This is a genomic window from Haemophilus sp. SZY H35 (assembly GCF_018829705.1).
GTDB classification, from domain to species: Bacteria; Pseudomonadota; Gammaproteobacteria; order Enterobacterales; family Pasteurellaceae; genus Haemophilus; species Haemophilus haemolyticus_K.
Window position 1 is genome coordinate 299,059 of record NZ_JAHKJZ010000002.1, and the last position, 24,732, is coordinate 323,790.

Consider the following 24,732-nt stretch of genomic DNA (forward strand, 5'->3'; position numbering starts at 1 on the left):
TTTACAGTACAGTATTCACTATTTAATTTATAAGGAAAAACAAAATGTTATCAAATCCTGTTGTTATTTCGATCATTGTTTTGCTCACTCTTAGCTTACTGCGTATTAATGTAATTATTGCTCTTGTGATTGCCTCTCTCACAGCTGGGCTTTGCGGTGATCTAAGTTTAAGTAAAACTATTGAAACCTTCACTGGTGGCTTAGGTGGCGGTGCTGAGGTGGCGATGAATTATGCGATGCTTGGTGCGTTTGCTATTGCGATTTCTAAATCAGGTATCACTGATTTAATTGCTTATAAAATTATTACCAAAATGAATAAAAAGCCTACTTCTAGCAACTTAGTATGGTTTAAATATTTTATTTTTGGGGTGCTCGCCTTATTTGCCATTTCATCACAAAATCTTCTTCCCGTACATATTGCCTTTATTCCTATTGTTGTGCCGCCACTACTTTCTATTTTTAATCGTTTAAAAATCGATCGCCGAGCTATCGCTTGTGTACTCACCTTTGGTTTAACCGCTACTTATATGTTGCTTCCCGTTGGTTTCGGTAAAATTTTTATTGAAAGTATTTTGGTAAAAAATATTAATCAAGCGGGTGAAGCTCTTGGATTACATACTGATGTTACACAAGTTTCTCTTGCGATGCTCTTGCCTGTAAGCGGTATGATTTTAGGCCTGTTTATTGCTGTATTTATTAGTTATCGCAAGCCACGTGAATATGATGTTACTATTGAAGAACCCACGACAAAAGAAATTGAAGCTCACATTGCAAACATTAAATCAAAACAAATTATTGCCAGTGTCATTGCGATTATAGCCACATTTACCACGCAATTAATGACAAGTTCAACTATTATTGGTGGGCTAGTCGGGTTAATTATTTTTGCTGTATTTGGTATTTTTAAACTTAAAGAAAGTAATGATATTTTTCAAAAAGGGTTACATTTAATGGCGATGATCGGCTTTGTGATGATTGCCGCATCTGGTTTTGCGAATGTCATTAATGCAACAACAGGCGTCACGGATTTGGTTCAAGGTTTAAGTAATGGTGCGGTACAGAGCAAAGGGTTAGCGGCGTTTCTAATGTTACTAGTCGGGTTATTAATTACCATGGGAATTGGGTCGTCATTCTCTACAGTGCCGATTATTACTTCTATTTATGTGCCACTTTGTTTATCTTTCGGTTTTTCTCCATTAGCCACTGTAGCCATTGTAGGTGTTGCTGCCGCCTTAGGAGATGCAGGCTCCCCCGCCTCTGATTCAACATTGGGTCCAACATCAGGATTAAATATGGATGGCAAACACGATCATATTTGGGATTCCGTTGTTCCAACCTTTATTCACTATAATATTCCATTATTAGTGTTTGGCTGGATTGCAGCCATGTATCTTTAGCGATTATAATCCCCCGTTGGGGGATTTTTATGTCGATTCAATTACTTATTCAACGTCTGGAACAAAAAGTTCAACATCTTTATCAGGATTATTTACCTCAACGTGAAGAAAAAATCTTTGCTAAATTTGACCGCTCTTTATTTAGTGAGTACGGGCAAACTGTCGGTTTTTATCTAACTGAGCTAAAACAAACGCTTGATAAGATTAAAATGTTAGAATCAGACATTCCCACTCACTATGCCTATCTAGCAGAACGTTTAGTGGTTCAGTGTACGGTGCTTTCAGAAGCATTAGCACGCAAAAAAAATACGTTAAATACTCAATCCTCATCAGCTACATTCGCGCCCGTTAAAAGTCCACAACATAACATTCACAGGTTACCGCCAAGAGAACGTCTAGAAAAATATTATGAAGCATTAGAAAAACTAAATAAACTTTACCAGGAACAATGTGATTTAGCACGAACATCTCCCCTTCACGATGATGTGATTCGCCATACACAGCTCGCAGAACGTTATAAGCAACGCCATCAAAAATGCCAAGATGCGATAGATTTATTAGAAGAATATTTGGCATTCAAAGAAGAACAAGAAAATCACTCTTTATAATGGGGATTATCATATTTAATCTGCCAATCAATGGGATTTATCCCATTTTCTTCTAAATATTTATTCGTTTTGGAAAAATGATGACAGCCAAAGAAACCTCGATGTGCTGACAACGGGGAAGGATGCGGAGCCGTTAAAACAAGGTGACGAGTGCGGTCAATAATTTGCCCTTTTTTTTGTGCGTGACTACCCCAAAGTAAAAATACGAGTTTTTCACGATGTTCATTAAGCGCAGCAATAACACGATCGGTGAATGTCTCCCAACCGAAATTAGCATGTGAATGAGCCATACCACGCTCCACGGTAAGCACAGTGTTGAGCAACAATACTCCTTGTTCTGCCCATTTGACTAAATAACCATGTGATGGCATTTGAAATCCAGAAATATCTTGTGTGAGTTCTTTATACATATTTAATAGGGAAGGGGGAATGACTACCTCTGGTTTTACAGAAAAAGCCAATCCATGAGCTTGGTTTGGACCATGATAAGGATCCTGACCTAGAATCACCACTTTCACATCTTCAAAAGCGGTATATTTGAATGCATTAAATACATCTTCTTGTGGGGGATAAATCGTTTTCCCGCTTGCTCTTGCAAGATGAACCTGTTGTAGTGCATGTTGAAAGTAAGGTTGTTCTTTTTCTTTTCCGATAACATCTGTCCAGGTTTTCATTATTGTGATCCTATTAATAAGTTTGTTCTTATGTTCTTATGTTCTTATGTTCTTATTATAAACAAAAAAATTAAGGTAATAAAAAGCTTAAAAGTTAAATTAATGTTAAACAATTTTAAATAAACCTCTATAGAAATGACCAAAACTTAATTTAGATCAAGTTTTTAAAATTATCCTAAAAAGATAACCTGTTCTTTATCAAAAAAATCTAAAATAATTTGAAACCTTCAAATTATTTGATAAAATTTATACAGTTTTTATGATTATTCAATGCCAATTAGGAGGCTATTATGATTAAAGGTATTCAAATTACTCAAGCGGCAAATGACAATTTGCTTAATTCATTCTGGTTGTTAGACAGCGAAAAAAATGAAGCTCGTTGCTTATGTGCAAAAGGCGAATTCGCTGAAGACCAAGTTGTTGCAGTGAGCGAATTAGGTCAAATCGAATACCGTGAATTACCAGTAAACGTAGCACCAACTGTTAAAGTTGAAGGTGGCCAACATTTAAACGTAAACGTATTACGTCGTGAAACTTTAGAAGATGCGGTAAATAACCCAGATAAATATCCACAATTAACTATCCGTGTTTCTGGTTACGCAGTACGTTTCAACTCTTTAACTCCGGAACAACAACGCGACGTTATCACTCGTACTTTCACTGAAAGCCTATAATTTCAGCTTGAATGAAAAAAGAAACCCCGAATTAATTCGGGGTTTTGTTTTATCTAAAATTTGACCGCACTTTTCCCTTTCATCCCTAGCGATTTCCATGCTTTTCAGGTACAATCCGCCAGTTAAATTTATTGATTTTTTTGAGAAAAACTATCTTTTATGAAGAATATTCGCAACTTTTCTATTATTGCCCATATTGACCACGGTAAATCGACGCTTTCTGACCGTTTGATTCAAACTTGTGGTGGCCTTTCGGATCGCGAAATGGAAGCGCAAGTGCTAGATTCTATGGATCTTGAGCGTGAGCGTGGAATTACCATCAAAGCACAAAGTGTTACTTTAAATTATAAAGCCAAAGATGGCGAAACTTATCAATTAAACTTTATCGATACACCGGGACACGTGGACTTTTCCTATGAAGTGTCTCGCTCTCTTGCTGCTTGTGAAGGGGCGTTGTTGGTAGTCGATGCAGGTCAAGGAGTAGAAGCTCAAACCTTAGCAAACTGTTATACCGCAATCGAAATGGATTTAGAAGTGGTACCGATTTTAAACAAAATCGACTTGCCTGCCGCAGATCCTGAACGCGTAGCGGAAGAAATTGAAGATATCGTGGGAATTGATGCGATGGAAGCGGTTCGATGCTCAGCTAAAACGGGTGTCGGTATCGAAGATGTATTAGAAGAAATCGTTGCAAAAATTCCTGCACCAGAAGGTGATCCTAATGCGCCATTACAAGCATTGATTATTGATTCTTGGTTCGATAACTATTTGGGCGTGGTATCTTTAGTTCGCATTAAAAACGGGGTATTACGTAAAGGCGATAAAATTAAAGTGATGTCTACCGGACAAACTTACAATGTAGACCGTTTAGGGATTTTCACGCCAAAACAAGAAGATACTACTATTTTAGAATGTGGTGAAGTTGGTTGGGTAGTTTGTGCGATTAAAGATATTTTAGGTGCGCCAGTTGGGGATACTTTAACGCTTCAACATAATCCTGCAACTGAAGTTTTACCAGGCTTTAAAAAAGTAAAACCGCAAGTTTATGCTGGACTTTTCCCTGTAAGTTCTGATGATTATGAAGCGTTTCGCGATGCTCTCGGCAAATTAAGTTTAAATGATGCCTCACTTTTCTATGAGCCAGAAAATTCTACCGCACTTGGTTTTGGTTTCCGTTGTGGTTTCCTTGGCCTTTTACATATGGAAATCATTCAAGAGCGTCTAGAACGTGAGTATGATTTAGATCTTATCACTACTGCACCAACAGTAATTTACGAAGTGCAGTTAACGAATGGTGATGTTGTTTACGTCGATAGTCCATCAAAATTGCCTCCGCTTAATAATATTGCTGAAATCCGCGAGCCGATTGCAGAATGTAATATGTTAGTGCCGCAAGAATATTTAGGTAACGTCATTACTCTTTGTGTGGAAAAACGTGGCGTGCAAACTAATATGGTATATCACGGTAATCAGATTGCGCTGACTTATGAAATTCCAATGGGCGAAGTTGTTCTAGACTTCTTTGACCGATTAAAATCAACATCGCGTGGTTATGCTTCGTTAGATTACGGTTTTAAACGTTTCCAAGCTGCAGATATGGTTCGCGTGGATATTATGATTAACAGTGAACGAGTAGATGCTTTGGCTTTAATCGTTCATAAAGATAATTCACAATATCGTGGGCGTGAATTGGTTGAAAAAATGCGTGAGTTAATTCCTCGTCAGCAATTTGATATTGCTATTCAAGCGGCAATTGGAAACCACATTATTGCTCGTTCTACGGTAAAACAATTACGTAAGAACGTATTAGCAAAATGTTATGGTGGAGACGTGAGCCGTAAGAAAAAACTCTTACAGAAACAGAAAGAAGGTAAAAAACGTATGAAATCTTTAGGTAATGTAGAAGTACCACAAGAAGCGTTTTTAGCAATTTTACATGTAGGAAAAGATAAATAAGGGAAATTATGTCAAATTTATTTTTTGTAATTTTACTAGCTGTTGGTTTTGGAGTATGGAAATTATTGGATTATTTCCAATTACCAAACACATTCAGTATTGTACTGCTAATTTTGACCGCACTTTCAGGGGTCTTATGGTGCTACCATTATTTTGTGGTAACGCCAAAACGGAATCGTAAAATCGCACGTGCTGAACAGCGTTCAGGTCAGGCATTAACAGATGAAGAAAAAGCAAAAATTGAACCGGTTTCTGAGGCTTCTGAATTTTTATCATCTCTTTTTCCAGTACTTTCTGTCGTATTCTTAGTGCGTTCTTTTTTATTCGAACCATTTCAAATTCCTTCTGGCTCAATGGAGTCAACCCTACGAGTGGGCGATTTTTTAATCGTAAACAAATATACTTATGGCATCAAAGATCCTATTTTCCAAAATACAATTATTGCTGGAAATAAACCTCAACGTGGAGATGTCATTGTATTCAAGGCACCTGAACAAGCTTTAATTCGCACGGGCCTAGGTGCAACTCGAGCTGCTTTTGCAGAAAATCTTGCGTTAAGTTCAAAAGATAATATGTCTGGTGTCGATTATATTAAACGTATTGTTGGAAAAGGCGGAGACCGCGTCATTTTTGATGCGGAACAAAAAACGTTAAAAGTGGTATATGGAAAAGAAGGTAAACCTTGTGAAATTGATTGTGAAACCAAAGCGTTTGAATATACACAAAATCCAACAAATCCAGCCTTTCCGAATGAATTAGAATTGACTGAAAAAGGTGATGTGACACACAATGTATTAATTAGTGAATATCGTCGTTATTCAGGTCCTGAGTTTTTCCCACAAGAAGGTATGCAAACTGCAGAATGGCTTGTGCCAGAAGGGCAGTATTTTGTGATGGGGGATCACCGTGATCACAGCGATGATAGCCGTTTCTGGGGCTTTGTGCCTGAAAAAAATATTGTGGGTAAAGCCACTTATATTTGGATGAGCTTAGAAAAAGAAGCGAATGAATGGCCAACCGGTTTCCGCTTTGATCGTTTCTTTACAGCAATAAAATAAGATGAATCATTTAGATCGACTTGAGCGTAAAATCGGTTATCGTTTTAATGATATTGCGCTTTTAAAGCAGGCACTTACGCATCGAAGTGCGGCGACTCAACATAATGAACGCCTAGAATTTCTAGGCGATTCTATTCTTAATTTTACTATCGCTGAGGCGCTTTATCATCAGTTTCCACGTTGTAATGAAGGTGAACTGAGCCGTATGCGAGCTACTTTGGTGAGAGAGCCCACTTTAGCGATTTTAGCGCGTCAATTTGAATTGGGCGATTATATGTCGCTTGGTTCTGGTGAGCTAAAGAGCGGTGGTTTTCGCCGAGAATCTATTCTTGCCGATTGTGTAGAAGCGATTATTGGCGCAATGTCTTTGGATCAAGGATTGGCTGTGACGACCCAAGTGATTCGAAATTGGTATCAACAATTATTGGCTGAAATTAAACCTGGTGATAACCAAAAAGATGCGAAAACTCGTTTACAAGAATATTTACAGGGTAAACATCTACCATTGCCAACTTATGAAGTGGTCAATATTCAAGGGGAAGCCCATTGTCAAATTTTCACTGTTGAATGCAAAGTGAAAAGTGCGGATAAAATTGACCGCACTTTTGTGGCAAAAGGATCTAGCCGTCGTAAAGCTGAACAAGCGGCAGCAGAACAAATTTTAAAAGAACTGGACATCAAATGACCGAAAAATTCGACAAAACCTATTGCGGCTTTATTGCTATCGTAGGTCGCCCAAATGTGGGTAAATCAACGCTCTTAAATAAAATTTTAGGACAAAAAATTTCAATTACATCGCGTAAAGCTCAAACTACACGTCACCGTATTGTTGGGATTAAAACTGAAGGGGCGTATCAAGAAATCTATGTGGATACTCCAGGACTTCATATTGAAGAGAAGCGTGCGATTAACCGTTTAATGAACCGCGCAGCAAGTAGTGCTATCGGCGATGTTGATTTAATTATTTTTGTCGTAGATGGCACACACTGGAATGCAGATGATGAGATGGTGCTAAACAAATTACGCAATGCAAAAGCACCAGTTGTGTTAGCTATTAACAAAGTAGATAACATCAAAAATAAAGATGATTTGTTACCGTTTATTACGGAACTTAGCAGTAAATTTAATTTTGCTCACATTGTGCCAATTTCTGCACAGCGTGGTAATAATGTTCATGAATTAGAGAAAATTGTACGCCAATCTTTACGCGAAGGTGTCCATCATTTTCCAGAAGATTATGTCACAGACCGTTCGCAACGTTTCATGGCATCGGAAATAATCCGTGAAAAATTAATGCGTTTTACCGGTGAAGAATTACCTTATTCTGTTACTGTTGAAATCGAACAGTTCAAAGTGAATGAACGTGGCACTTATGAAATAAATGGACTAATTCTCGTTGAACGTGAAGGCCAGAAAAAAATGGTAATTGGTGCGGGCGGTCAAAAAATTAAAACTATTGGTATGGAAGCACGCGCTGATATGGAACGTTTATTTGATAACAAAGTCCATCTTGAACTTTGGGTGAAAGTGAAGTCAGGTTGGGCAGATGATGAACGTGCACTGCGTAGTTTAGGATATATGGATGAATAAAGTGCGGTAATATTTCTGATATTCTTAAAATCGCATTATGCTAGGCATAATGCGATTTTTCTATTTATAACAGTTATAAATTTTCCATAAAAAATATCCTTTTATTTTTCCTATTGATTCAATTTAGCAACTACTTTTTCAATCTTTTATCTACTATATAGGGATCAAAATTGCGGAGGAATCCAACTAACAAGCTTTGATTATAAAATGTGGTAAATAAACATCCTATATTTAAATTATTTGGCATAAATAGTACAAATTAAGTATAAATTTGGACAATAAATAACACGATTGCCGATATACACATAAAAGGTGCAAAGGGTAAGAATCGGGATTTTCGTCGATAAACCAATGTAAAAACGATTCCTAATAAGCACGCTATGAGTAAAAAGTGTGGTAAATGTGACAATGGAGTAAAACTACCTAACCCTAATGACAACCACCAATCACCTTTACCAAAAACTTCCTTACCATAATAAACTTTTGCCCCTCCATAAATGAGCCCAAAAACAAAGAAGAAACCAGCTGAGCTTTGCAAGCTTTCGATTAACGATAAAGGGGAAAAATAGAAATAAGCCCCTAATACGCCTAAAGCAAATAATGCTAAGCAAAGCGTTGGAGAAATAAGTTGATAATGCCAATCAAGGTAACTCATTGTCCAAAGCATAAGAAGTACTACTCCAGCCCATAATAAGAGAGATTCATTTTTTAATATCAAATGCAAAAAGAGAAATAAAAAACCGACACTAAAAAAGTAAACTAAAATATGACCGCACTTTTTCTGTTGAATTGTAGAAGCATCAGGTTGAAAAAATGGGGCATTTTCTGGGAACAATTCAATATAAGCATCATAAATATCTTTCTGTAAACAAGTAATAAACTCCGATACATAGCACCATAAAACTACGCCACTAATCCCACCGAATAAAAATGAGGCTAAGTAAATCATTAAATCACTGCGCCCATATTAAAGATAGGTAAATACATTCCCATCATAATAATCCCAATCAGACTGCCGATGATCACCATCATTAATGGTTCTAACATTTGTGAGAGTAAGTCAATTTGATGGTTAAGTTTTTCTTGGTAATTATCCGCAATATGCTCTAGCATCAAAGCGAGTTTTCCGCTTTGCTCACCAATTTGGAGCATTTGTTGTGCTTCCATTGGGAAAAGCTCGCTACTTACGCTATTAGAAAACGCATAGCCTTGAGAAACCCATTGTAAAATTGACCGCACTTCTTTATCTAATACGATGTCATTTACAAGCGTTTTCTTGGTTTGCCACGTTTGTGTGCGAGGGAGAAAACTGTCTAGTGCTTGATTAAGCGGTACGCCGGCCTGCAACATAATTTGTAAACTTTGACTAAAGTTCACTAAACGTGAACGCTTTTGAATTGTGCCAAAAATAGGCGTAATAGAGAGGAGTTGATTTTTCTTTTGATGAAACCAAGTCTGGCGTTTTAGATAGAAGTAATAAAATAGAAAAAAACTAAAAGCGAAAAATAGCAAAATCCCAATATTTTGCTTAAGAAAATTAGATATAGAGAGCAATATTGCGGTTATTGTTGGTAACTCAGCATTATTACCACTGTACATTTCAGCAAATTGAGGCACGATAAAAAGCAGTAATGCGAGCGTCAATAATAGAGAAATTCCTAACACCATTGAGGGGTACAGCATAATTTTCTGTAATTTGCGTTGTAATGCTAAAGATTGGCTACGATGTGTGGCTATTTTTTTACAAACAACGGAAAGTTTTCCCGTCATTTCTCCCACTTGAATCAGTTGAATTTCTTGTTGAGTGAGATATTTCCCTTGTTGTTCAATGGCTTGTGAGAATGCTAAACCAGATTCAATAGATTGAAGCAGTCGCTCAAGCCATTCGTTGAGCATAATTTGAGTACAATTTTGTTGCAAAATTTGCAGGCTGTTTTTTAACGGAATTGCGGACTGTAGCAATGTCGCTAATTGATTGAGTAATTCGCTAATTTCTGAATTTTTGGGCTTTGCCCCAAATTGCCAGTTTTGTTGTAATTTGATGTGAGTAAGCCCGCGGCTTATTAATTGAAAGTATGCTTGTTGTTTCGTATCCGCAATAATTGAGCCTTTTTGTTTCTGATTTAATGCGTTACTACCTTGATAATAAAAGAGTTTTTTAGTCATGAGTTTTTACCTAACACACGTTCAATTTCTTTCTCATCTGTTATACCTTGGCTCACTTTTTCTAAACCACTCATATGTAAATTTTTAAAATCCGTTTGATAACCATTCTGCTGCCAATGTAGAAATTGATACACGCCGATTCGACCTCGATAACCTTGATGGCAATCACAAGAATTTATTAAATTTCCACCGCACTTTGGACAGATTTTTCGTACAAGACGTTGCGCAATGACGAGCAGTAAACTGTTTTCAATTTCATGTTGTTGAATACCGAGTTGTTGTAAGCGAGAAATGGCAGATATTGCATCATTGGTATGTAAAGTTGAAAGCACCAAATGCCCCGTTTGAGCGGCACGTAGTGCAATCATTGCACTTTCTTCATCTCGAATTTCACCTAGCATAATGATATCGGGATCTTGACGTAAAAAAGTGCGCAATAGACGGCTAAAATCTAATCCAATCTGTGGATTAATTTGGCTTTGAATAATGCCATCAAGCTCAATTTCAATGGGATCCTCAGCGGTCATAATATGTTTATCTGGTGTATTCAGCCACTGAAGTGCGGTGTAAAGTGAGATACTTTTCCCACTTCCTGTTGGGCCAGTTACTAAAATTAATCCTTGTGGTTGGCTAAGTGCGCATTGAAATGCTTGCTGTTGATTTTCAGTCATGCCTAGTTCAGAAAAGCTGAGTTCTACTGGTTTATTTTGCTGTGCTCTCAGGACAACTTTCTCTCCCCAATGAGTTGGTAACGTTGAAAGACGGAAATCAAGAATATCAGAAAACGTAGTTTTAAATTGAAATCGTCCATCTTGTGGAAGGCGGGTTTCACTAATATCTAATTTAGCGAGCAGTTTTAGGCGAGAAATAATTCGATTCGCTAAATTTTTGCTAAGTGGAGGCTGAGCTTGTAAAACACCGTCAATTCTAAACCGCACTTGGAAATGATCCGATAAAGTCTCCAAATGAATATCTGAGGCATTGTTTTGTAAAGCGGATTCAAAAATTTGATTAAGTAATCGAATGACGGGCTCGTCATCTTGTTGTTCAAGATGAGACTGTTCTTGATGTTGGTAGTATTTAACTTGCTCTTCCACTTGAAGTTGATTAGGGGCAAGTTGTTGTAATAGTTCTTTAAGTTGAGTGCTTTCTAATAAAACAGGCTCAACAAGTTTACCGGTTATAAACGCAATAGTTTCACAGGCAGAAAGATTAGAAAGGGAATCGACACCTAACCAAAGACGATTATTTTCTTCTTTGAGTGGTAACGCAAAATAACGTAAGAGTAGCGACTGTTGTTGCTGATTACGCCCCCATAATTCTGGCGAGATCGTAAATATCTCGCCATTTTGTGCTTTTACACGAGGTTTTGCACTAGTTAAGTCGATCATTTTGAACAGAATCCAGCAGGGAAAATATCGGCATTCGTTGTACCACAGGTAGTTTTCCATGTAACGCCGTTTGCACTATTGCCTTCAGCAGTAAGTGTGTAACTCATTCCGTCTAATGTACCATTACCCGCTACTGTTATTGCACCGTTGCTTGTTGTCACTGATTTTACATAGCCTTTTGCTGTTGTAATATCAGCCGCAATTCCATTGCTTCCTCCCGAGCAACTGGAAGGTTTACCTGTGCTATAAACGCATAATTCCACATCTGACTTATAAGGTGCAGATGCTTGCAGTAATTCGGATACCGCGGCTTTTTTGGTATAATTTTGATAAGAAGGAATAGCGATAGTAGCTAAAATCGCGATGATGGCGATGACTATCATCAATTCAATTAATGTAAAGCCTTTTTTCAAGGTAGTTTGTGTAGTTAGTTTCATTTATTTTCCTTTCGTTAAGCCTTTATTGGCTGAAATATTGTGAAAAGGGAAAATGGTTTTGTAAAACAAACCGCACTTTTTCTGCGATCCTGATCGCAAAAATAGGAAAAATGTATGCGAAAAATAAAAGATATTGAGAAAGGATTTCTGACTGATTGTCGACAAATTCCATCTCCGCATTTTGATGAACGTCCAGATTTACAGGATATTTCACTTCTTGTGATCCATTACATTAGCTTACCGCCAGAACAATTTGGTGGCGGATATGTGGATGATTTTTTTCAAGGGAAATTAGATCCTAAGATTCACCCTTATTTTAAAGAAATTCATCAAATGCGTGTGTCAGCCCATTGTTTGATTGAACGAGATGGGCGAATCACGCAATATGTTAATTTTAACCAAAGGGCTTGGCATGCTGGATTATCTAGCTTTCAAGGGCGAGAAAAATGTAATGATTTTGCCATTGGAATTGAGTTGGAAGGTAGTAATGAACAACCTTTTACTAATGAGCAGTATTTGGCATTGCAAGAATTAACTAACCTAATCATGAAAAGTTATCCTAAGATTACGAAAGATCGAATTGTTGGGCATTGTGATATTTCGCCAGGACGTAAGATCGATCCAGGTCAATATTTTGATTGGGAGCGTTATTTTGCTAGACTAAAATAATTTGTTCAAAAATTAGACATTAAAATTTAGAGACTTTTGTGTATTACAAACATTGTCATATTTTGCTGCTAAATACTTGAATTTAAATGGATAAATTTTACCTTGGAATTATCTTGGAAAGGTTTGTTTGAGTTATACAACATTATGGATTTTCTCAACCACAATTTTATCCACAGAAATATTGAATAACTCAAAGAGATGACCAAAAGATCTTTGATGAATGGAATCGCTTTAAAAATTGTATTTTTTTACCGCACTTTCTTGCATTTTTGTGTGTAAAAAGTGCGGTTTATTTTTGTTTTAGATCTTTTGATTGGAAATAACTCAATTTATTTTCAAGTTCTATGTGATAAGGATCCTTTCCTGTTTTTACTTAATCAATTCACAATCAGAAATCCATTATTCACAATGTTATCCACAATCTGTGTATTTTATTGTGTAATCAGCCCTTTGGTTGATAAAAACACTGATTTATGAAACAATCTGCAGACTATTTTTATATGAAAAATTTAAGGTAAAACGATAGTGATCGATTTTGATGGCTACCGTCCAAATGTGGGTATTGTGATTTGTAATCGCAACGGGCAAGTGCTTTGGGCGAAGCGCTGTGGGCAAAATTCGTGGCAGTTTCCACAAGGTGGCATTAATGATAATGAAAGTGCCGAGCAAGCGATGTATCGTGAACTGTACGAAGAAGTTGGTCTACAGCCTAAAGATGTGCGCATTTTATATGTATCTAAGCATTGGTTGCGTTATAAATTACCAAAACGTTTGTTGCGTTATGACAGCAAACCGATGTGTATAGGGCAAAAACAACGCTGGTTTTTGTTACAGCTTGTCGGCGATGAAAAAAATATCAATATGCAAACAACCAAATCGCCAGAATTTGATGGATGGCGTTGGGTGAGTTTTTGGTATCCTGTTCGCCAAGTTGTATCCTTTAAAAAGGATGTATATCGTAAGGCAATGAAGGAATTTTCTAACATATTGTTCTCAGATAATCCTCCTATTCATACGACTATATATGATACAGAACAAAAGCATTATTCATATAATAAAAAGCGCAATACATCGAAATATTCTAAACGTCCGTTTTATAAAACAAGGAATGATTCATGCTAACTTTTCTCATACTTTGCTTGTTAGTTGGCGCTGTTGTAGGCTTTTTAGCGGGTCTTTTTGGTATTGGTGGTGGATTAGTCATTGTTCCTACGTTAGTCTATCTGCTACCCATTATGGGAGTACCTGAACCGCTTCTCATGTCTACTGCACTTGGTACTTCTTTTGCCACTATTGTTATCACTGGATTTTCATCAGCTCAACGTCACCATAAATTAGGTAATGTTGTCTGGAAAGCAGTGAAGATTCTTGCACCTTCCATCATGCTAACTGTCTTTATTTTCGGTTTTTTTATCGGAAAACTGGATCGTGATATTTCATCAAAATTATTTGCCTGCCTAGTTATCTATCTTGCCATAAAAATGGTGTTATCTATTAAACCTAAATCACACAAGAAAATAAAACCTTTAACTACCTTATCTTCCATTATTGGTGGCATTTTAATTGGTATCGCATCCAGTGCCGCGGGTATCGGCGGAGGCGGCTTTATCGTACCATTTTTAACTTCACGTGGTATTGATATGAAAAAGGCTATTGGTTCTTCGGCATTTTGTGGCATGCTACTCGGCACATCTGGGATGTTTAGTTTTATGCTAGGAGGCTTAGGTAATCCTAGTATGCCTGAATATTCTTTAGGCTATATTTACTTACCTGCTGTTGCAGGTATTACTACGACATCATTTTTCACTTCAAAACTTGGTGCAAATGCCACTGCAAAACTGCCTGTAACTACATTGAAAAAAGGTTTTGCAGTATTACTAATCGCTATTGCTATTAATATGTTTCTAAAATAAGGGAAATTATGAATCAATACCTAACACTTCCACATTTTGATCCAACCATTTTTACTCTTGGTGATAGCAATATCGGCTTACGTTGGTATGGTTTGATGTACCTTTTGGGTTTTATTTTTGCACGCTGGCTTGCGGTTCGCCGTGCTAGTCGCCCAAATAGCGGTTGGACAGTGGAGCAAGTTGATACTTTACTTTTCAACGGTTTTATGGGCGTATTTATTGGCGGACGTGTTGGCGATGTATTTTTTTATAATTTGGATCGTTTCTTACAAGAGCCACTTTATTTGTTCCGTGTTTGGGAAGGTGGAATGTCTTTCCATGGCGGATTAATAGGCGTCATTGTTGCCATGATTTGGACGTCTTATTCACAAAAACGTAATTTTTGGCAAACGGCTGATTTTGTTGCGCCTTTGATTCCGTTTGGTTTAGGTTTAGGCCGAATTGGTAATTTCATTAATCTTGAGCTGTGGGGACGCGAAACGGATGTACCTTGGGCAATGATTTTCCCGAATGATCCTCTATTACTTCCTCGCCATCCATCACAACTTTATGAAGCTTTTCTAGAAGGCATAGTGTTGTTTGCCATTCTGAATATTTTTATTAAAAAGCCACGTCCAATGGGCTCTGTAGCCGGCTTATTCTTAATTGGTTATGGCATCTTCCGTTTTATTGTGGAATATGTACGTGAACCTGAAGTTGAAAATTTCTTTGGAGTTATTACGCGAGGACAAGCGCTTTGCTTGCCAATGATTATTGGTGGAGTTTTAATTATGTCTTGGGCGTATTCACGCAAAAGTGCGGTAATAAAATAGGAGATTTTTATGAAGCAATATCTTGATCTTTGTCGTCGCATTGTTAATGAAGGTGAATGGGTTGCCAATGAGCGTACAGGTAAGCGTTGTCTCACAGTTATTAATGCAGATTTAGAATATGATGTGGCGAATAATCAATTTCCGTTGATAACCACGCGTAAAAGTTATTGGAAAGCAGCCATTGCTGAATTTTTAGGTTATATTCGTGGATATAACAATGCTGCTGATTTCCGCGCACTTGGTACTAAAACTTGGGATGCCAATGCGAATGAAAATGCCGCATGGCTCGCGAATCCTCACCGTAGAGGCGTTGATGATATGGGACGCGTATATGGTGTGCAAGGCAGAGCATGGCGTAAACCTAATGGTGAAACCATCGATCAGCTACGCAAAATTGTTAATAATTTGACCAAGGGAATTGATGATAGAGGGGAAATTTTAACCTTCTTTAACCCAGGGGAGTTTGATCTTGGTTGTCTTCGTCCTTGTATGCATACGCATACTTTTTCTCTTGTGGGCGATACTTTACATCTTACTAGTTATCAACGTTCCTGTGATGTTCCACTTGGATTGAATTTCAATCAAATTCAGGTGTTTACTTTCTTGGCGCTTATGGCACAGATTGCGGGTAAAAAACCAGGCAAGGCATATCATAAAATTGTAAATGCACATATTTATGAAGATCAGCTTGAGTTAATGCGTGATGTACAACTTAAACGCGAGCCTTTCCCATTGCCAAAATTAGAAATCAATCCATATATAAAAAGCCTTGAGGATTTAGAAACTTGGGTCACGATGGATGATTTCAAAGTCATTGGCTATCAATCTCATGAGCCGATTAAATATCCTTTTTCCGTCTAATGGATGTAGCAAAAGTGCGGTCAGAATTTGACGAGAAAATGATGCGCCATGCCCTTGATCTTGCGGATAAAGCGGAAGCGTTAGGTGAGATTCCTGTGGGGGCGGTTTTGGTTGATGACGCTGGAAATATTATTGGAGAAGGTTGGAATCTCTCCATTTTTCAAAGCGATCCTACTGCACATGCTGAGATTATCGCTTTGCGAGACGGAGCAAAACATCTCCAAAATTATCGCTTACTGAATACCACGCTTTATGTGACATTGGAGCCTTGCACAATGTGTGCAGGGGCGATTTTGCATAGTAGAATTAAACGCCTTGTGTTCGGCGCTTCTGATTATAAAACTGGGGCTGTTGGATCGCGTTTCCATTTTTTTGATGACTACAAGATGAATCATACTCTGGAGATTACATCTGGTGTATTAGCAGAAGAGTGTAGTCATAAATTAAGCGCATTTTTTCAGAAACGCCGTGAACAGAAAAAAGCAGAAAAACAAAAGCAGCAATTGCATGTAGTATCTTATGAAGAAAGATAATTATTTTTCGCTACGAACAAGAATCAAAAATCGACAGTCATACTCATTATCTTCATCAGCCTGACGATATTCTTCAAATTCAACGATCCATTCGTTCCAATCAAGTGTGGGAAAAAATGTATCTCCTTCAATTTCAGATTGAATTTGTGTAAGATAAAGTTTATCCGCTTTTGGTAAATATTGTTTAAATAATTCACCACCACCGATTAGCATAATTTCATCGCAATCATTCACAAAATTAACCGCACTTTCAAAACTATTTTTCCAAATTACCCCTTCATGTTCAAACGGTTGACGAGAAAGTACGATATTTATTCGTTTTGGCAAGGGCCTCCCGATACTTTCAAAAGTTTTTCTCCCCATTATTACAGGCTTACCTGTTGTATTACGGCGAAACCATGCCAAATCTGCAGGTAAATGCCAAGGCATCTGATTATCTTTACCAATCACATTATTCAAGGTTGTCGCTACAATTAAACTCAATGTCATAAATTTCCCCTAAAATTTACTTTACTATACCTGATATTAAGTGATTTTTCATTGATTTAGTGATAACGTAAAAATATAAATAAAAAACTTGGAAAAACTTATGACTAAAAAAACAATAGTTGTGAAATTTGGAACAAGTACACTAACACAAGGTACTCCAAAATTAAATTCACCGCATATGATGGAAATTGTTCGTCAAATTGCGCAATTACACCATGATGGATTTCGAATCGTTATCGTTACTTCGGGTGCAATTGCGGCTGGCAGACACTATTTAAATCATCCGAGCTTACCCCCAACAATCGCATCAAAACAATTACTTGCTGCAGTAGGTCAAAGCCAATTAATTCAAGCTTGGGAAAGATTATTTGCTATTTATGATATTCATATTGGACAAATCTTATTAACCCGTGCGGATATTGAAGATCGTGAACGTTTTCTCAATGCTCGCGATACGTTACATGCCCTGTTAGATAATCAAATTATTCCTGTGATAAATGAAAATGATGCTGTTGCAACAGCGGAAATTAAGGTTGGTGACAACGATAATTTATCTGCATTAGTGGCTATTCTTGTTCAAGCTGAACAACTTTATCTACTCACAGACCAGCAAGGATTATTTGATAGTGATCCGCGTAAAAATCCAGATGCAAAATTAATTCCAATCGTAGAACAAATCACCGATCATATTCGTGCTATTGCAGGAGATTCAGGGACAAATCTTGGTACAGGTGGAATGATGACAAAAATTATCGCTGCTGATGTTGCAACGCGTTCAGGTATTGAAACAATTATTGCGCCAGGTAATCAGCTAAATGTAATCGCTGATTTAGCTTATGACCATAATATTGGTACAAAATTTATTGCTCATCAATCTGATCGTTTAGAAAGTCGGAAACAATGGCTTTTTGCAGCCCCTTCCGTTGGCATTATTACAATTGATGATGGTGCAGAACATGCAATGTTAATACAAAACAAATCGCTTCTCCCTGCTGGTATTATTGCAATTGAAGGATGTTTTTCTCGTGGTGAGGTTGTAAAGATTCGTACGCAGTCCGGTAAAGATATTGCGCTTGGTATGCCTCGTTATAATAGTGATGCATTACAACTTATTAAAGGTAAAAAATCGACCGAGATTGAATTTATTCTTGGTTATGAATATGGCTCTGTCGCGATGCACCGTGATGATTTGATTATTTTATAAAATGTTTTAACTAAAAAAACCGCACTTTGCTCATTGACCCAAAGTGCGGTTTTTTTTACATAATTTTTATGTGTATCAATTTGTTAAATCTTCTTTAAATTCTGGTAATGGCTTATGTTCTGTTGCAATGTAGCTATAAACTACTGGTAAGACAAATAAAGTGAAAATTGTCCCAATAGATAATCCTGCTACGATAACAATCCCCATGCTAAAACGAGATACAGCCCCAGCGCCCGTAGCATAAAGTAATGGAATTAATCCAGCAACCATGGCTGCAGTAGTCATAAGGATCGGACGCAAACGTACTTTCGCAGCTGATGTAATTGCTTCAATACGCGTTTTACCATGATTCAACTGCTCTTCTTTTGCCACTTCACACATTAAAATACCATGTTTGGTAATTAAACCGACTAATGTAATTAATCCAACTTGCGAATAGATATTTAATGTCGTTCCGTCAATTTGGAAAAAAGACAATAAGTTTAATGTGAGTAATGCTCCACTTACTGCTAAAGGCACCGAAATCATAATAACCATTGGATCTCGTATTGATTCAAATTGAATCGCAAGAACCAGGAAAATAATGATAACGGCTAAAATAAATGTCACCGCAAGTGCATTCCCTTCTTGAATAAGCTGGCGAGCCTCTGATTTAAAATCATAAGTATATCCTTGCGGTAAGTTATTTTTTAAATAATCCTGCAACCACGCTATAGCATCACCTGTAGATGTACCTGGCATCGCAACTGCACCAATTTCAGCTGAGTTTAATTGACTAAAACGAGCTAATGACATTGGTTGCGTTTCTAGTTTCATACTAACTAAACTACTTAATGGTACAGATTGTCCATTTGATGCTGTTAAATAATAGTTTTTGAAGCTTTCTGGAGATAAACGATCATCACGTTTTACTTGCGAAATCACTTTATAAGCACGACCATCAACATCCACTCGAGTAATCGTTGCACCTGATAAGAAACTCCCCAACGTGTTACTTATTTGTTGCATCGTAATACCATAAGTTCCAGCTTTCTCTTTATCGACTGAAATTGTCATTTGCGCCGTGTCATAGGCTAAATTCAGATTAGTATAAATAAATTTACCTGATGCTTTCATAGCCTTTTCCAAGCTTTCAGCTGTATTTGCTAATGCTTTGTAATCCTGTGCTGTTTTTAACACAATAGCAATTGGTGGGCCTTGCTCTCCTGTATCTATTTCAGGGAAATTAAACGCCGATACCGACACTTCAGGAATCGATTTTGCTTTTGTATTCAGCTCATTCATTACTGCTGCTTGTTTACGATCTCTTTCTTTCCAATCTTTTAAGGTAATAATATTAAGTGAGCCATTAGAACTTGGCGCCCCCGCAATGCTCATACCAAATGAAACTTCAGGTGTATCCATCACATTCTTCATATATGGCTTCATTGCATCTTGAATATAGTCAACATTAACACTAGATGGGGCATTACCAATTGCCAGAAATGCGCCTTTATCTTCTTTTGGTGTCAATTCACTGGACAGTGAATTAAATAAGAAAGGTAGTGTTGCAAAAATTACCACAGCAAATGTAAGCATACATTTACGATTTAGCATAACAATATCAAGCATATAATCGTAAATTTTATTTACTTTACTTAGTGTATGTTCTACGCGTTGTTCCAGTTTCGTTGGTTTGACATTAGCTTTAAGTAACTTACTACTCATCATTGGTGAAAGTGTCAATGCTACAATACCGGATATAAACACTGCTCCAGCAAGCGTTAATGCAAACTCTTTAAACAGCGTTCCTGTAATTCCTCCCATAAGCGCCATCGGCGAATAAACCGCAATTAATGTAATCGTCATTGAAATAACAGGCACAGCAATCTCACGTGTTCCAATAATTGCCGCTCGAAATGGCGTTTCACCTTCTTTAATATGACGATCCACATTTTCAAGTACAACGATCGCATCATCTACGACTAAACCAATTGCAAGAATAAGAGCTAACAATGTCATTAAGTTAATAGAAAAATTCAAACTTTGTAACATCATTAGCACGCCAATTAATGAAATTGGAATGGTTAATACTGGAATTAAAATTGCACGAAGTGAGCCAATAAACATCAAAATGACGACTAATACAATAACTGTCGCTTCTATAATCGTTTTAATCACTTCATGTATGGAACTATTAATCGCAATCGTACGATCATAGAGAATATCGGTTTCCATACTATCAGGGAGTTGCTGCTTAATCGTTTCAAAGAGCGGTCGAATTTTTTCAGCAACAGTTAATGGATTCGCTGTTGAAGTAGGATTAATCCCTAATACCACAGAATCAGAACCATTCGCTGTTGCACGTGAGTTATCATTTTCTTTATTCAATTCTATCGTGGCGATATCTCGTAACCGAACAAGCTCATTACCTTTAGCACTAACAATTAAATTGCCTAAATCCTCAACTGATTTTGTTGTAGTTTCAACTTTATTACGATAAGTAACAAAATAGCCATTATCATTACCGGCGGCAGTTTGTACATTGTTTGCAGATAACGCTGACATCACTGTAGGAGAAGAAAGATTTTGCGCAGCCATTTTTTCAGGATCAAGCCAGATACGTAACGAATACTCTGCCGCACCAAATACTTGTACCTCGGCAACACCTTCTATTGTAAAGAACTGAGGTTTCACCACACGATTAATATAATCGGTAACTTGGCTAGAATCTAATTTTTTTGAACGGAAACTAATATACATAATCCCCGTACCACCTGAAGAGGAAGCCACTGTTGGATCCTCAATACCCTGTGGCAATTCAGAACGTACCGCATTTACCTTAGCAAGCACATCAGCTAATGCTCCTGCAGGATCGGTATTTAATTTCATTTTCACTGTAATGACAGATGCACTAGGTGAACTTGATGATGACATATAATCAATATTGTCCGCCTGAGCAATAGACTCTTCAAGTTTAGATGTCACAAAAGCTTGAATTAAGTTTGCATCTGCACCTGGATAAGCTGTCGTTACCGTAATTACGGTAGTTGTCATTTTAGGATATTCACGCACGGCCAGTTTTGAAATCGCTTGTAATCCTAAAATAATAATAAGCAAGCTAATTGAAATCGCTAAAACAGGGCGACGAATAAAGATATCAGTAAATTTCATTCGTATTTCCTAAGTTGAATTAAAGATTAGTCTTTTTAGCGGGCTCAGAGCCACCAACAATGTCTTTTTCAATCCATTCTACAAGGCTACCATTGCTAATATTTTGCTGCCCCCCTGTAATAATTTTATCACCTGGTTTTATCTCATTACCTTGTAACTGAGAATAAATACCTTGACGATCTTTCGTAAATACAGTGATTTGTTTAGCTCGATACAAACGATCGAATTTATCATTACCTGATAATTTTTCTTTATCTTTGTCTGATAATGGCATCAATAAATAGGCAATTTCACCATACATATTGTAACTAATTGCGACTTGGGGAACGACAACTTGATTTTTCTCTGTAGGTAAGGCTATGCGTAATCGAGAAAACATACCAGAAAGTAATTGGCGACCATCTTCGGGTTCAAAAGTAGCTTGTACATCAACCAAACCCGTTGATGAATTAATTGCTGGTTCAATAGCCGTGATATGAGCTGAAAATGTTTCGCCTTTACGCGCATCAGTCGTTGCTGTAACACGTTGACCAATATGTAATTTATCTAATTCATTTTGAGAAATAGCAAAATCAACCTTCATTGAACTCGTATCTTCTACACGAATAATTTCTGTACCAATATTGACATATTGCCCTACATTAACTTTAACAATACCTGCTTTTCCATCAAATGGAGCAACAATACTACGGCGCTCAATGGTCGCTTTTAGAGATTCAATATTGGCTAGTTGAGCATCATATGCTGATTTTGCATTATCAACATCTTGACGAGATGCCGCATTACTTTTTAAAAGATTTGCATAACGTTGATAAGTCTGACGAAGTGCTGGAAGTTGAGCTTCTGCAGCTTGTAAACTTGCACGTTCAACAGAACTATCTAGCTCCACTAAACGATCACCTTTTTTCACTGATTGTCCATTTTGAACAAATACATGTGAAACGCTCCCCGCATTTTGTGCACTTAACATTGCTCCTTGATTTGGACGAACAAGACCCGTTGTATTAATTACAGGTGTCCATTCGCTAGGCTTAATCTCTAAGGCGGTTACTGGATTCGTTGACTCAGGCATATTGGCTAGAAATTTTCCAATCATCATGTTGCGAATAAAACTAAAACCAATAACGCCCGCAAAAATTAAGACAAAAACAGCCAAAATCACTTTCATAAAGAAAGTATGTGAACGTTTCGGTCTCTGAGATTGAGTTTGACTCATGTTTAAAGCTCCGTTATAAAAATAACAACAATTATTTCTGAATCGCACGCCAAGAGCATTCGATCACAGATTCTAAAATTTCAGGATTAAGATCGAAATCGATAAATTTTGCATCAGAGGCTAAATTTATTGCAGTTTTCAAACTTAATAAAAAGAGAATATCTTCAGATAATTCCGCTAATAAGCCAGCTTTTTGTGCTTGATGACAAAATAAATCCCAACGGCAATTTTTAATGTTTTTACAAATATCCTTGAAATTAGGTAAGGATTCATGCTGTTTTAAATTAGACAGAATGGTGGGATTTTCTTGTAAGAAATACCAAATGTTTTTCCACATTTGTCGATACTGTTCGAAAAAAGGCTTAGATTCATCAAAATCTTTTTCAAGCGTTGCCATAAACATTGAAAACACTCTGTGTGCAAATTGTTCAAGCAACTCATCTTTGTTTTTAAAATAAAGGTAAATCGTTCCTGCGGCTACATTCGCTTCTTTCGCAAGTTTGTGCATAGAAAGTTGATTCAACCCTTCTTTTGCCATTAAACGATCTGTCGCTGAAAAAATCTGTTCAGCTAAGTCTGTTTTAGCTTGTCGCATAAGATCCTTGAGTAAAATAAGGAGCAATAATTGCTCAAAAATGAATGAGTGTTCATTTTATTTATTTTTTGTTTTTTAGCAAGTTAAAAAACACAAAAGCACAACGAAAATGGGCAACATTTAAAAGCTAGATTTTGTAATCAACTTTTAAATGTTGCCCATTTTGACCGCACTTTTGATTGGGAGAATAAAAAGCTAAATTGGCTCTAGTCCTAACACTTTACGACCGTTAATACTTGCGATGTTGACCATTTCATCTAAGTGAGGGAAACGGCAGCCCGCAGCTAATAGGCTTAATTCTTGCCATAAGTCGCCTTCACATAGAGGAACCATATAATCACAAATATTATCCGTGCCTAGGGCAACAGTGATACCTTCGGGGATCATTTCATCTGCTGGCGTGAGTGCATTATGGAATGGCATAAGATCTTCTTTTCGATTGCTGTCAATCCATGCCATAGGACAGGCTATCATCATCATTTTAGCTTTACGCATTTTTTCGTACAGTTTGTAGCGATATTCTTTTGAATGTGAGCCAATGGAAATACCGTGGATACCCACAACTCGTCCCTCCATTCCGTGTTCAATGGTTTTGTCGCAAAGTTGCTCAGTTTCTTTTTCACTTGGATTATTGAATTGGTCGACATGTACATGACACATAATTCCAAGAGATTTGGCCTTATCTAACAAGATATCCATCGCCTCTAGGCCGCGACCATAATCCAATTCATCACGATATGGTAAGCCACCAATCATATCTACCATTTCTGCACCAATATCAAACCATTTACGCGCAGTGGGTTCAATTACCCCTTTTAAAGTTTGATTGGCAAATTTCAAAATAATGTCATGTTTATACACTTCGCGAGCTTTGTGTGCGGCAATAATTGCACGATCTTCACAAATTGGGTCTATATCGACAAAGGTGCCAAATGCGGTAACACCTTGGGATATCATTAATTCAATAGATTGGCAAAAACGTGCGTAATAATCATCAACACTGGAAGTGCGTTTTACTTCATCCACTAAATCCCATTTTTGTTGCAAATTACTACTATGATAAATCCCAATTTTCTCTGGCGTCATCGTAAAAGCGCGATCAGCATGTGCATGGGCATTTACCCATCCGCCTTTTTTAATAATTTCATCGCAAATATAGGTTTTAAAACTACAAACGTGGCTTTTCATACAAACTCCGTAAAAAAGAAAGGATAAAAAGACGAGAATGTATATTAATTGAAAGGTACTGTAAGTACGGCGAGAAGCATTATGATAATGTTATGAAAAACTCACGGATTTTCATTAATAACATTTTTCAGTCTTAAACTGAGTTACG

The 24,732-nt window shown here is 37.1% G+C and carries 24 protein-coding genes; 14 read left to right on the forward strand and 10 right to left on the reverse strand.

All coding sequences use genetic code 11. The features are described 5' to 3' along the window. Positions 1-44 precede the first annotated feature (44 nt). Both KP710_RS05095 and priC read left to right on the forward strand, forming a co-directional pair. A complete protein-coding gene (locus tag KP710_RS05095) occupies positions 45-1,397 on the forward strand; it encodes a Na+/H+ antiporter family protein (RefSeq protein ID WP_065265368.1) in 1,353 nt (450 codons plus the stop codon). A 29-nt stretch (positions 1,398-1,426) separates the two neighbouring features. Further along, a complete protein-coding gene (priC, locus tag KP710_RS05100) occupies positions 1,427-2,005 on the forward strand; it encodes a primosomal replication protein PriC (protein ID WP_065265369.1) in 579 nt (192 codons plus the stop codon). Here the strand turns inward: priC and ung are convergent. Further along, on the reverse strand, positions 1,993-2,679 hold the full coding sequence (gene ung / locus KP710_RS05105) for a uracil-DNA glycosylase (RefSeq protein ID WP_215770974.1): 687 nt from the start codon (positions 2,677-2,679) through the stop codon (positions 1,993-1,995). The two genes, priC and ung, sit on opposite strands and share 13 nt — an antisense overlap. A gap of 290 nt (positions 2,680-2,969) precedes the next feature. Between ung and grcA the strand changes: the two genes are divergently transcribed. The 5 genes from grcA (at position 2,970) to era (ending at position 7,957) form a co-directional block, all read left to right on the forward strand. Beyond that, positions 2,970-3,353, forward strand: coding sequence for an autonomous glycyl radical cofactor GrcA (grcA, locus tag KP710_RS05110; protein ID WP_005628746.1), 384 nt, complete (start codon positions 2,970-2,972; stop codon positions 3,351-3,353). A 159-nt stretch (positions 3,354-3,512) separates the two neighbouring features. Continuing rightward, on the forward strand, positions 3,513-5,309 hold the full coding sequence (lepA, locus tag KP710_RS05115) for a translation elongation factor 4 (protein WP_065265371.1): 1,797 nt from the start codon (positions 3,513-3,515) through the stop codon (positions 5,307-5,309). 8 nt (positions 5,310-5,317) lie between these two features. Beyond that, positions 5,318-6,367 carry a signal peptidase I gene (gene lepB / locus KP710_RS05120; RefSeq protein ID WP_065265372.1) on the forward strand — a complete coding sequence of 350 codons (1,050 nt, stop codon included), beginning with the start codon at positions 5,318-5,320 and terminating at the stop codon, positions 6,365-6,367. Position 6,368: 1 nt separating this feature from the next. Continuing rightward, on the forward strand, positions 6,369-7,052 hold the full coding sequence (rnc, locus tag KP710_RS05125; RefSeq protein ID WP_005628729.1) for a ribonuclease III: 684 nt from the start codon (positions 6,369-6,371) through the stop codon (positions 7,050-7,052). Next, positions 7,049-7,957, forward strand: coding sequence for a GTPase Era (era, locus tag KP710_RS05130; protein WP_065265373.1), 909 nt, complete (start codon positions 7,049-7,051; stop codon positions 7,955-7,957). The genes rnc and era overlap by 4 nt, the downstream gene beginning before the upstream one ends. Positions 7,958-8,216: 259 nt before the next feature. Here era and KP710_RS05135 read toward each other — a convergent pair whose 3' ends face one another. Genes KP710_RS05135 through ppdD form a run of 4 tightly spaced genes read right to left on the reverse strand, consistent with a single transcriptional unit; the run spans position 8,217 to position 11,951 of the window. After that, positions 8,217-8,906: a prepilin peptidase gene (locus tag KP710_RS05135; RefSeq protein WP_065265374.1), complete on the reverse strand. Its 690-nt coding sequence runs from the start codon at positions 8,904-8,906 to the stop codon at positions 8,217-8,219. Beyond that, positions 8,906-10,123: a type II secretion system F family protein gene (locus KP710_RS05140; RefSeq protein WP_065265375.1), complete on the reverse strand. Its 1,218-nt coding sequence runs from the start codon at positions 10,121-10,123 to the stop codon at positions 8,906-8,908. The genes KP710_RS05135 and KP710_RS05140 overlap by 1 nt, the downstream gene beginning before the upstream one ends. Beyond that, complete coding sequence (locus tag KP710_RS05145; protein ID WP_065265376.1) at positions 10,120-11,514, reverse strand: GspE/PulE family protein; 1,395 nt, start codon at positions 11,512-11,514, stop codon at positions 10,120-10,122. The genes KP710_RS05140 and KP710_RS05145 overlap by 4 nt, the downstream gene beginning before the upstream one ends. Then, on the reverse strand, positions 11,511-11,951 hold the full coding sequence (gene ppdD, locus KP710_RS05150) for a prepilin peptidase-dependent pilin (RefSeq protein WP_046938705.1): 441 nt from the start codon (positions 11,949-11,951) through the stop codon (positions 11,511-11,513). The genes KP710_RS05145 and ppdD overlap by 4 nt, the downstream gene beginning before the upstream one ends. Positions 11,952-12,065: 114 nt before the next feature. Between ppdD and ampD the strand changes: the two genes are divergently transcribed. The 6 genes from ampD to tadA all read left to right on the forward strand — a co-directional run bounded on the left by ampD (position 12,066) and on the right by tadA (position 16,739). Further along, positions 12,066-12,620, forward strand: a complete 555-nt coding sequence (gene ampD / locus KP710_RS05155) for a 1,6-anhydro-N-acetylmuramyl-L-alanine amidase AmpD (protein ID WP_065265377.1) — start codon at positions 12,066-12,068, stop codon at positions 12,618-12,620. A 525-nt stretch (positions 12,621-13,145) separates the two neighbouring features. Continuing rightward, a complete protein-coding gene (rppH, locus tag KP710_RS05160; RefSeq protein ID WP_065265378.1) occupies positions 13,146-13,742 on the forward strand; it encodes an RNA pyrophosphohydrolase in 597 nt (198 codons plus the stop codon). After that, positions 13,736-14,533 carry a sulfite exporter TauE/SafE family protein gene (locus tag KP710_RS05165; RefSeq protein ID WP_065265379.1) on the forward strand — a complete coding sequence of 266 codons (798 nt, stop codon included), beginning with the start codon at positions 13,736-13,738 and terminating at the stop codon, positions 14,531-14,533. Before rppH ends, KP710_RS05165 begins: the two co-directional genes overlap by 7 nt. Before the next feature lie 8 nt (positions 14,534-14,541). Then, positions 14,542-15,345, forward strand: a complete 804-nt coding sequence (gene lgt, locus KP710_RS05170; protein ID WP_252346373.1) for a prolipoprotein diacylglyceryl transferase — start codon at positions 14,542-14,544, stop codon at positions 15,343-15,345. A gap of 9 nt (positions 15,346-15,354) precedes the next feature. Further along, positions 15,355-16,206 (forward strand): thymidylate synthase, encoded by an 852-nt coding sequence (locus tag KP710_RS05175; protein ID WP_065265381.1) that lies wholly within the window; start codon positions 15,355-15,357, stop codon positions 16,204-16,206. Further along, on the forward strand, positions 16,206-16,739 hold the full coding sequence (tadA, locus tag KP710_RS05180) for a tRNA adenosine(34) deaminase TadA (protein WP_111407638.1): 534 nt from the start codon (positions 16,206-16,208) through the stop codon (positions 16,737-16,739). Before KP710_RS05175 ends, tadA begins: the two co-directional genes overlap by 1 nt. Here the strand turns inward: tadA and folA are convergent, their stop codons facing one another. Beyond that, a complete protein-coding gene (gene folA / locus KP710_RS05185; RefSeq protein WP_065265383.1) occupies positions 16,740-17,228 on the reverse strand; it encodes a type 3 dihydrofolate reductase in 489 nt (162 codons plus the stop codon). A gap of 100 nt (positions 17,229-17,328) precedes the next feature. Here folA and proB point away from each other — a divergent pair, with 100 nt between their 5' ends. Further along, positions 17,329-18,432 (forward strand): glutamate 5-kinase, encoded by a 1,104-nt coding sequence (gene proB / locus KP710_RS05190; RefSeq protein WP_065265384.1) that lies wholly within the window; start codon positions 17,329-17,331, stop codon positions 18,430-18,432. Positions 18,433-18,507: 75 nt separating this feature from the next. On the opposite strand, the gene acrB is transcribed toward proB, so the two are convergent. The 4 genes from acrB to KP710_RS05210 all read right to left on the reverse strand — a co-directional run bounded on the left by acrB (position 18,508) and on the right by KP710_RS05210 (position 24,584). Beyond that, complete coding sequence (gene acrB, locus KP710_RS05195) at positions 18,508-21,585, reverse strand: multidrug efflux RND transporter permease subunit AcrB (protein WP_065265385.1); 3,078 nt, start codon at positions 21,583-21,585, stop codon at positions 18,508-18,510. Between the two features lie 19 nt (positions 21,586-21,604). Then, on the reverse strand, positions 21,605-22,801 hold the full coding sequence (gene acrA, locus KP710_RS05200) for a multidrug efflux RND transporter periplasmic adaptor subunit AcrA (RefSeq protein ID WP_065265386.1): 1,197 nt from the start codon (positions 22,799-22,801) through the stop codon (positions 21,605-21,607). A gap of 31 nt (positions 22,802-22,832) precedes the next feature. Next, positions 22,833-23,396 (reverse strand): efflux transporter AcrAB transcriptional repressor AcrR, encoded by a 564-nt coding sequence (gene acrR / locus KP710_RS05205; protein WP_111407639.1) that lies wholly within the window; start codon positions 23,394-23,396, stop codon positions 22,833-22,835. A 195-nt stretch (positions 23,397-23,591) separates the two neighbouring features. Next, complete coding sequence (locus KP710_RS05210) at positions 23,592-24,584, reverse strand: amidohydrolase family protein (protein WP_111407640.1); 993 nt, start codon at positions 24,582-24,584, stop codon at positions 23,592-23,594. Between the last annotated feature and the right edge of the window lie 148 nt (positions 24,585-24,732).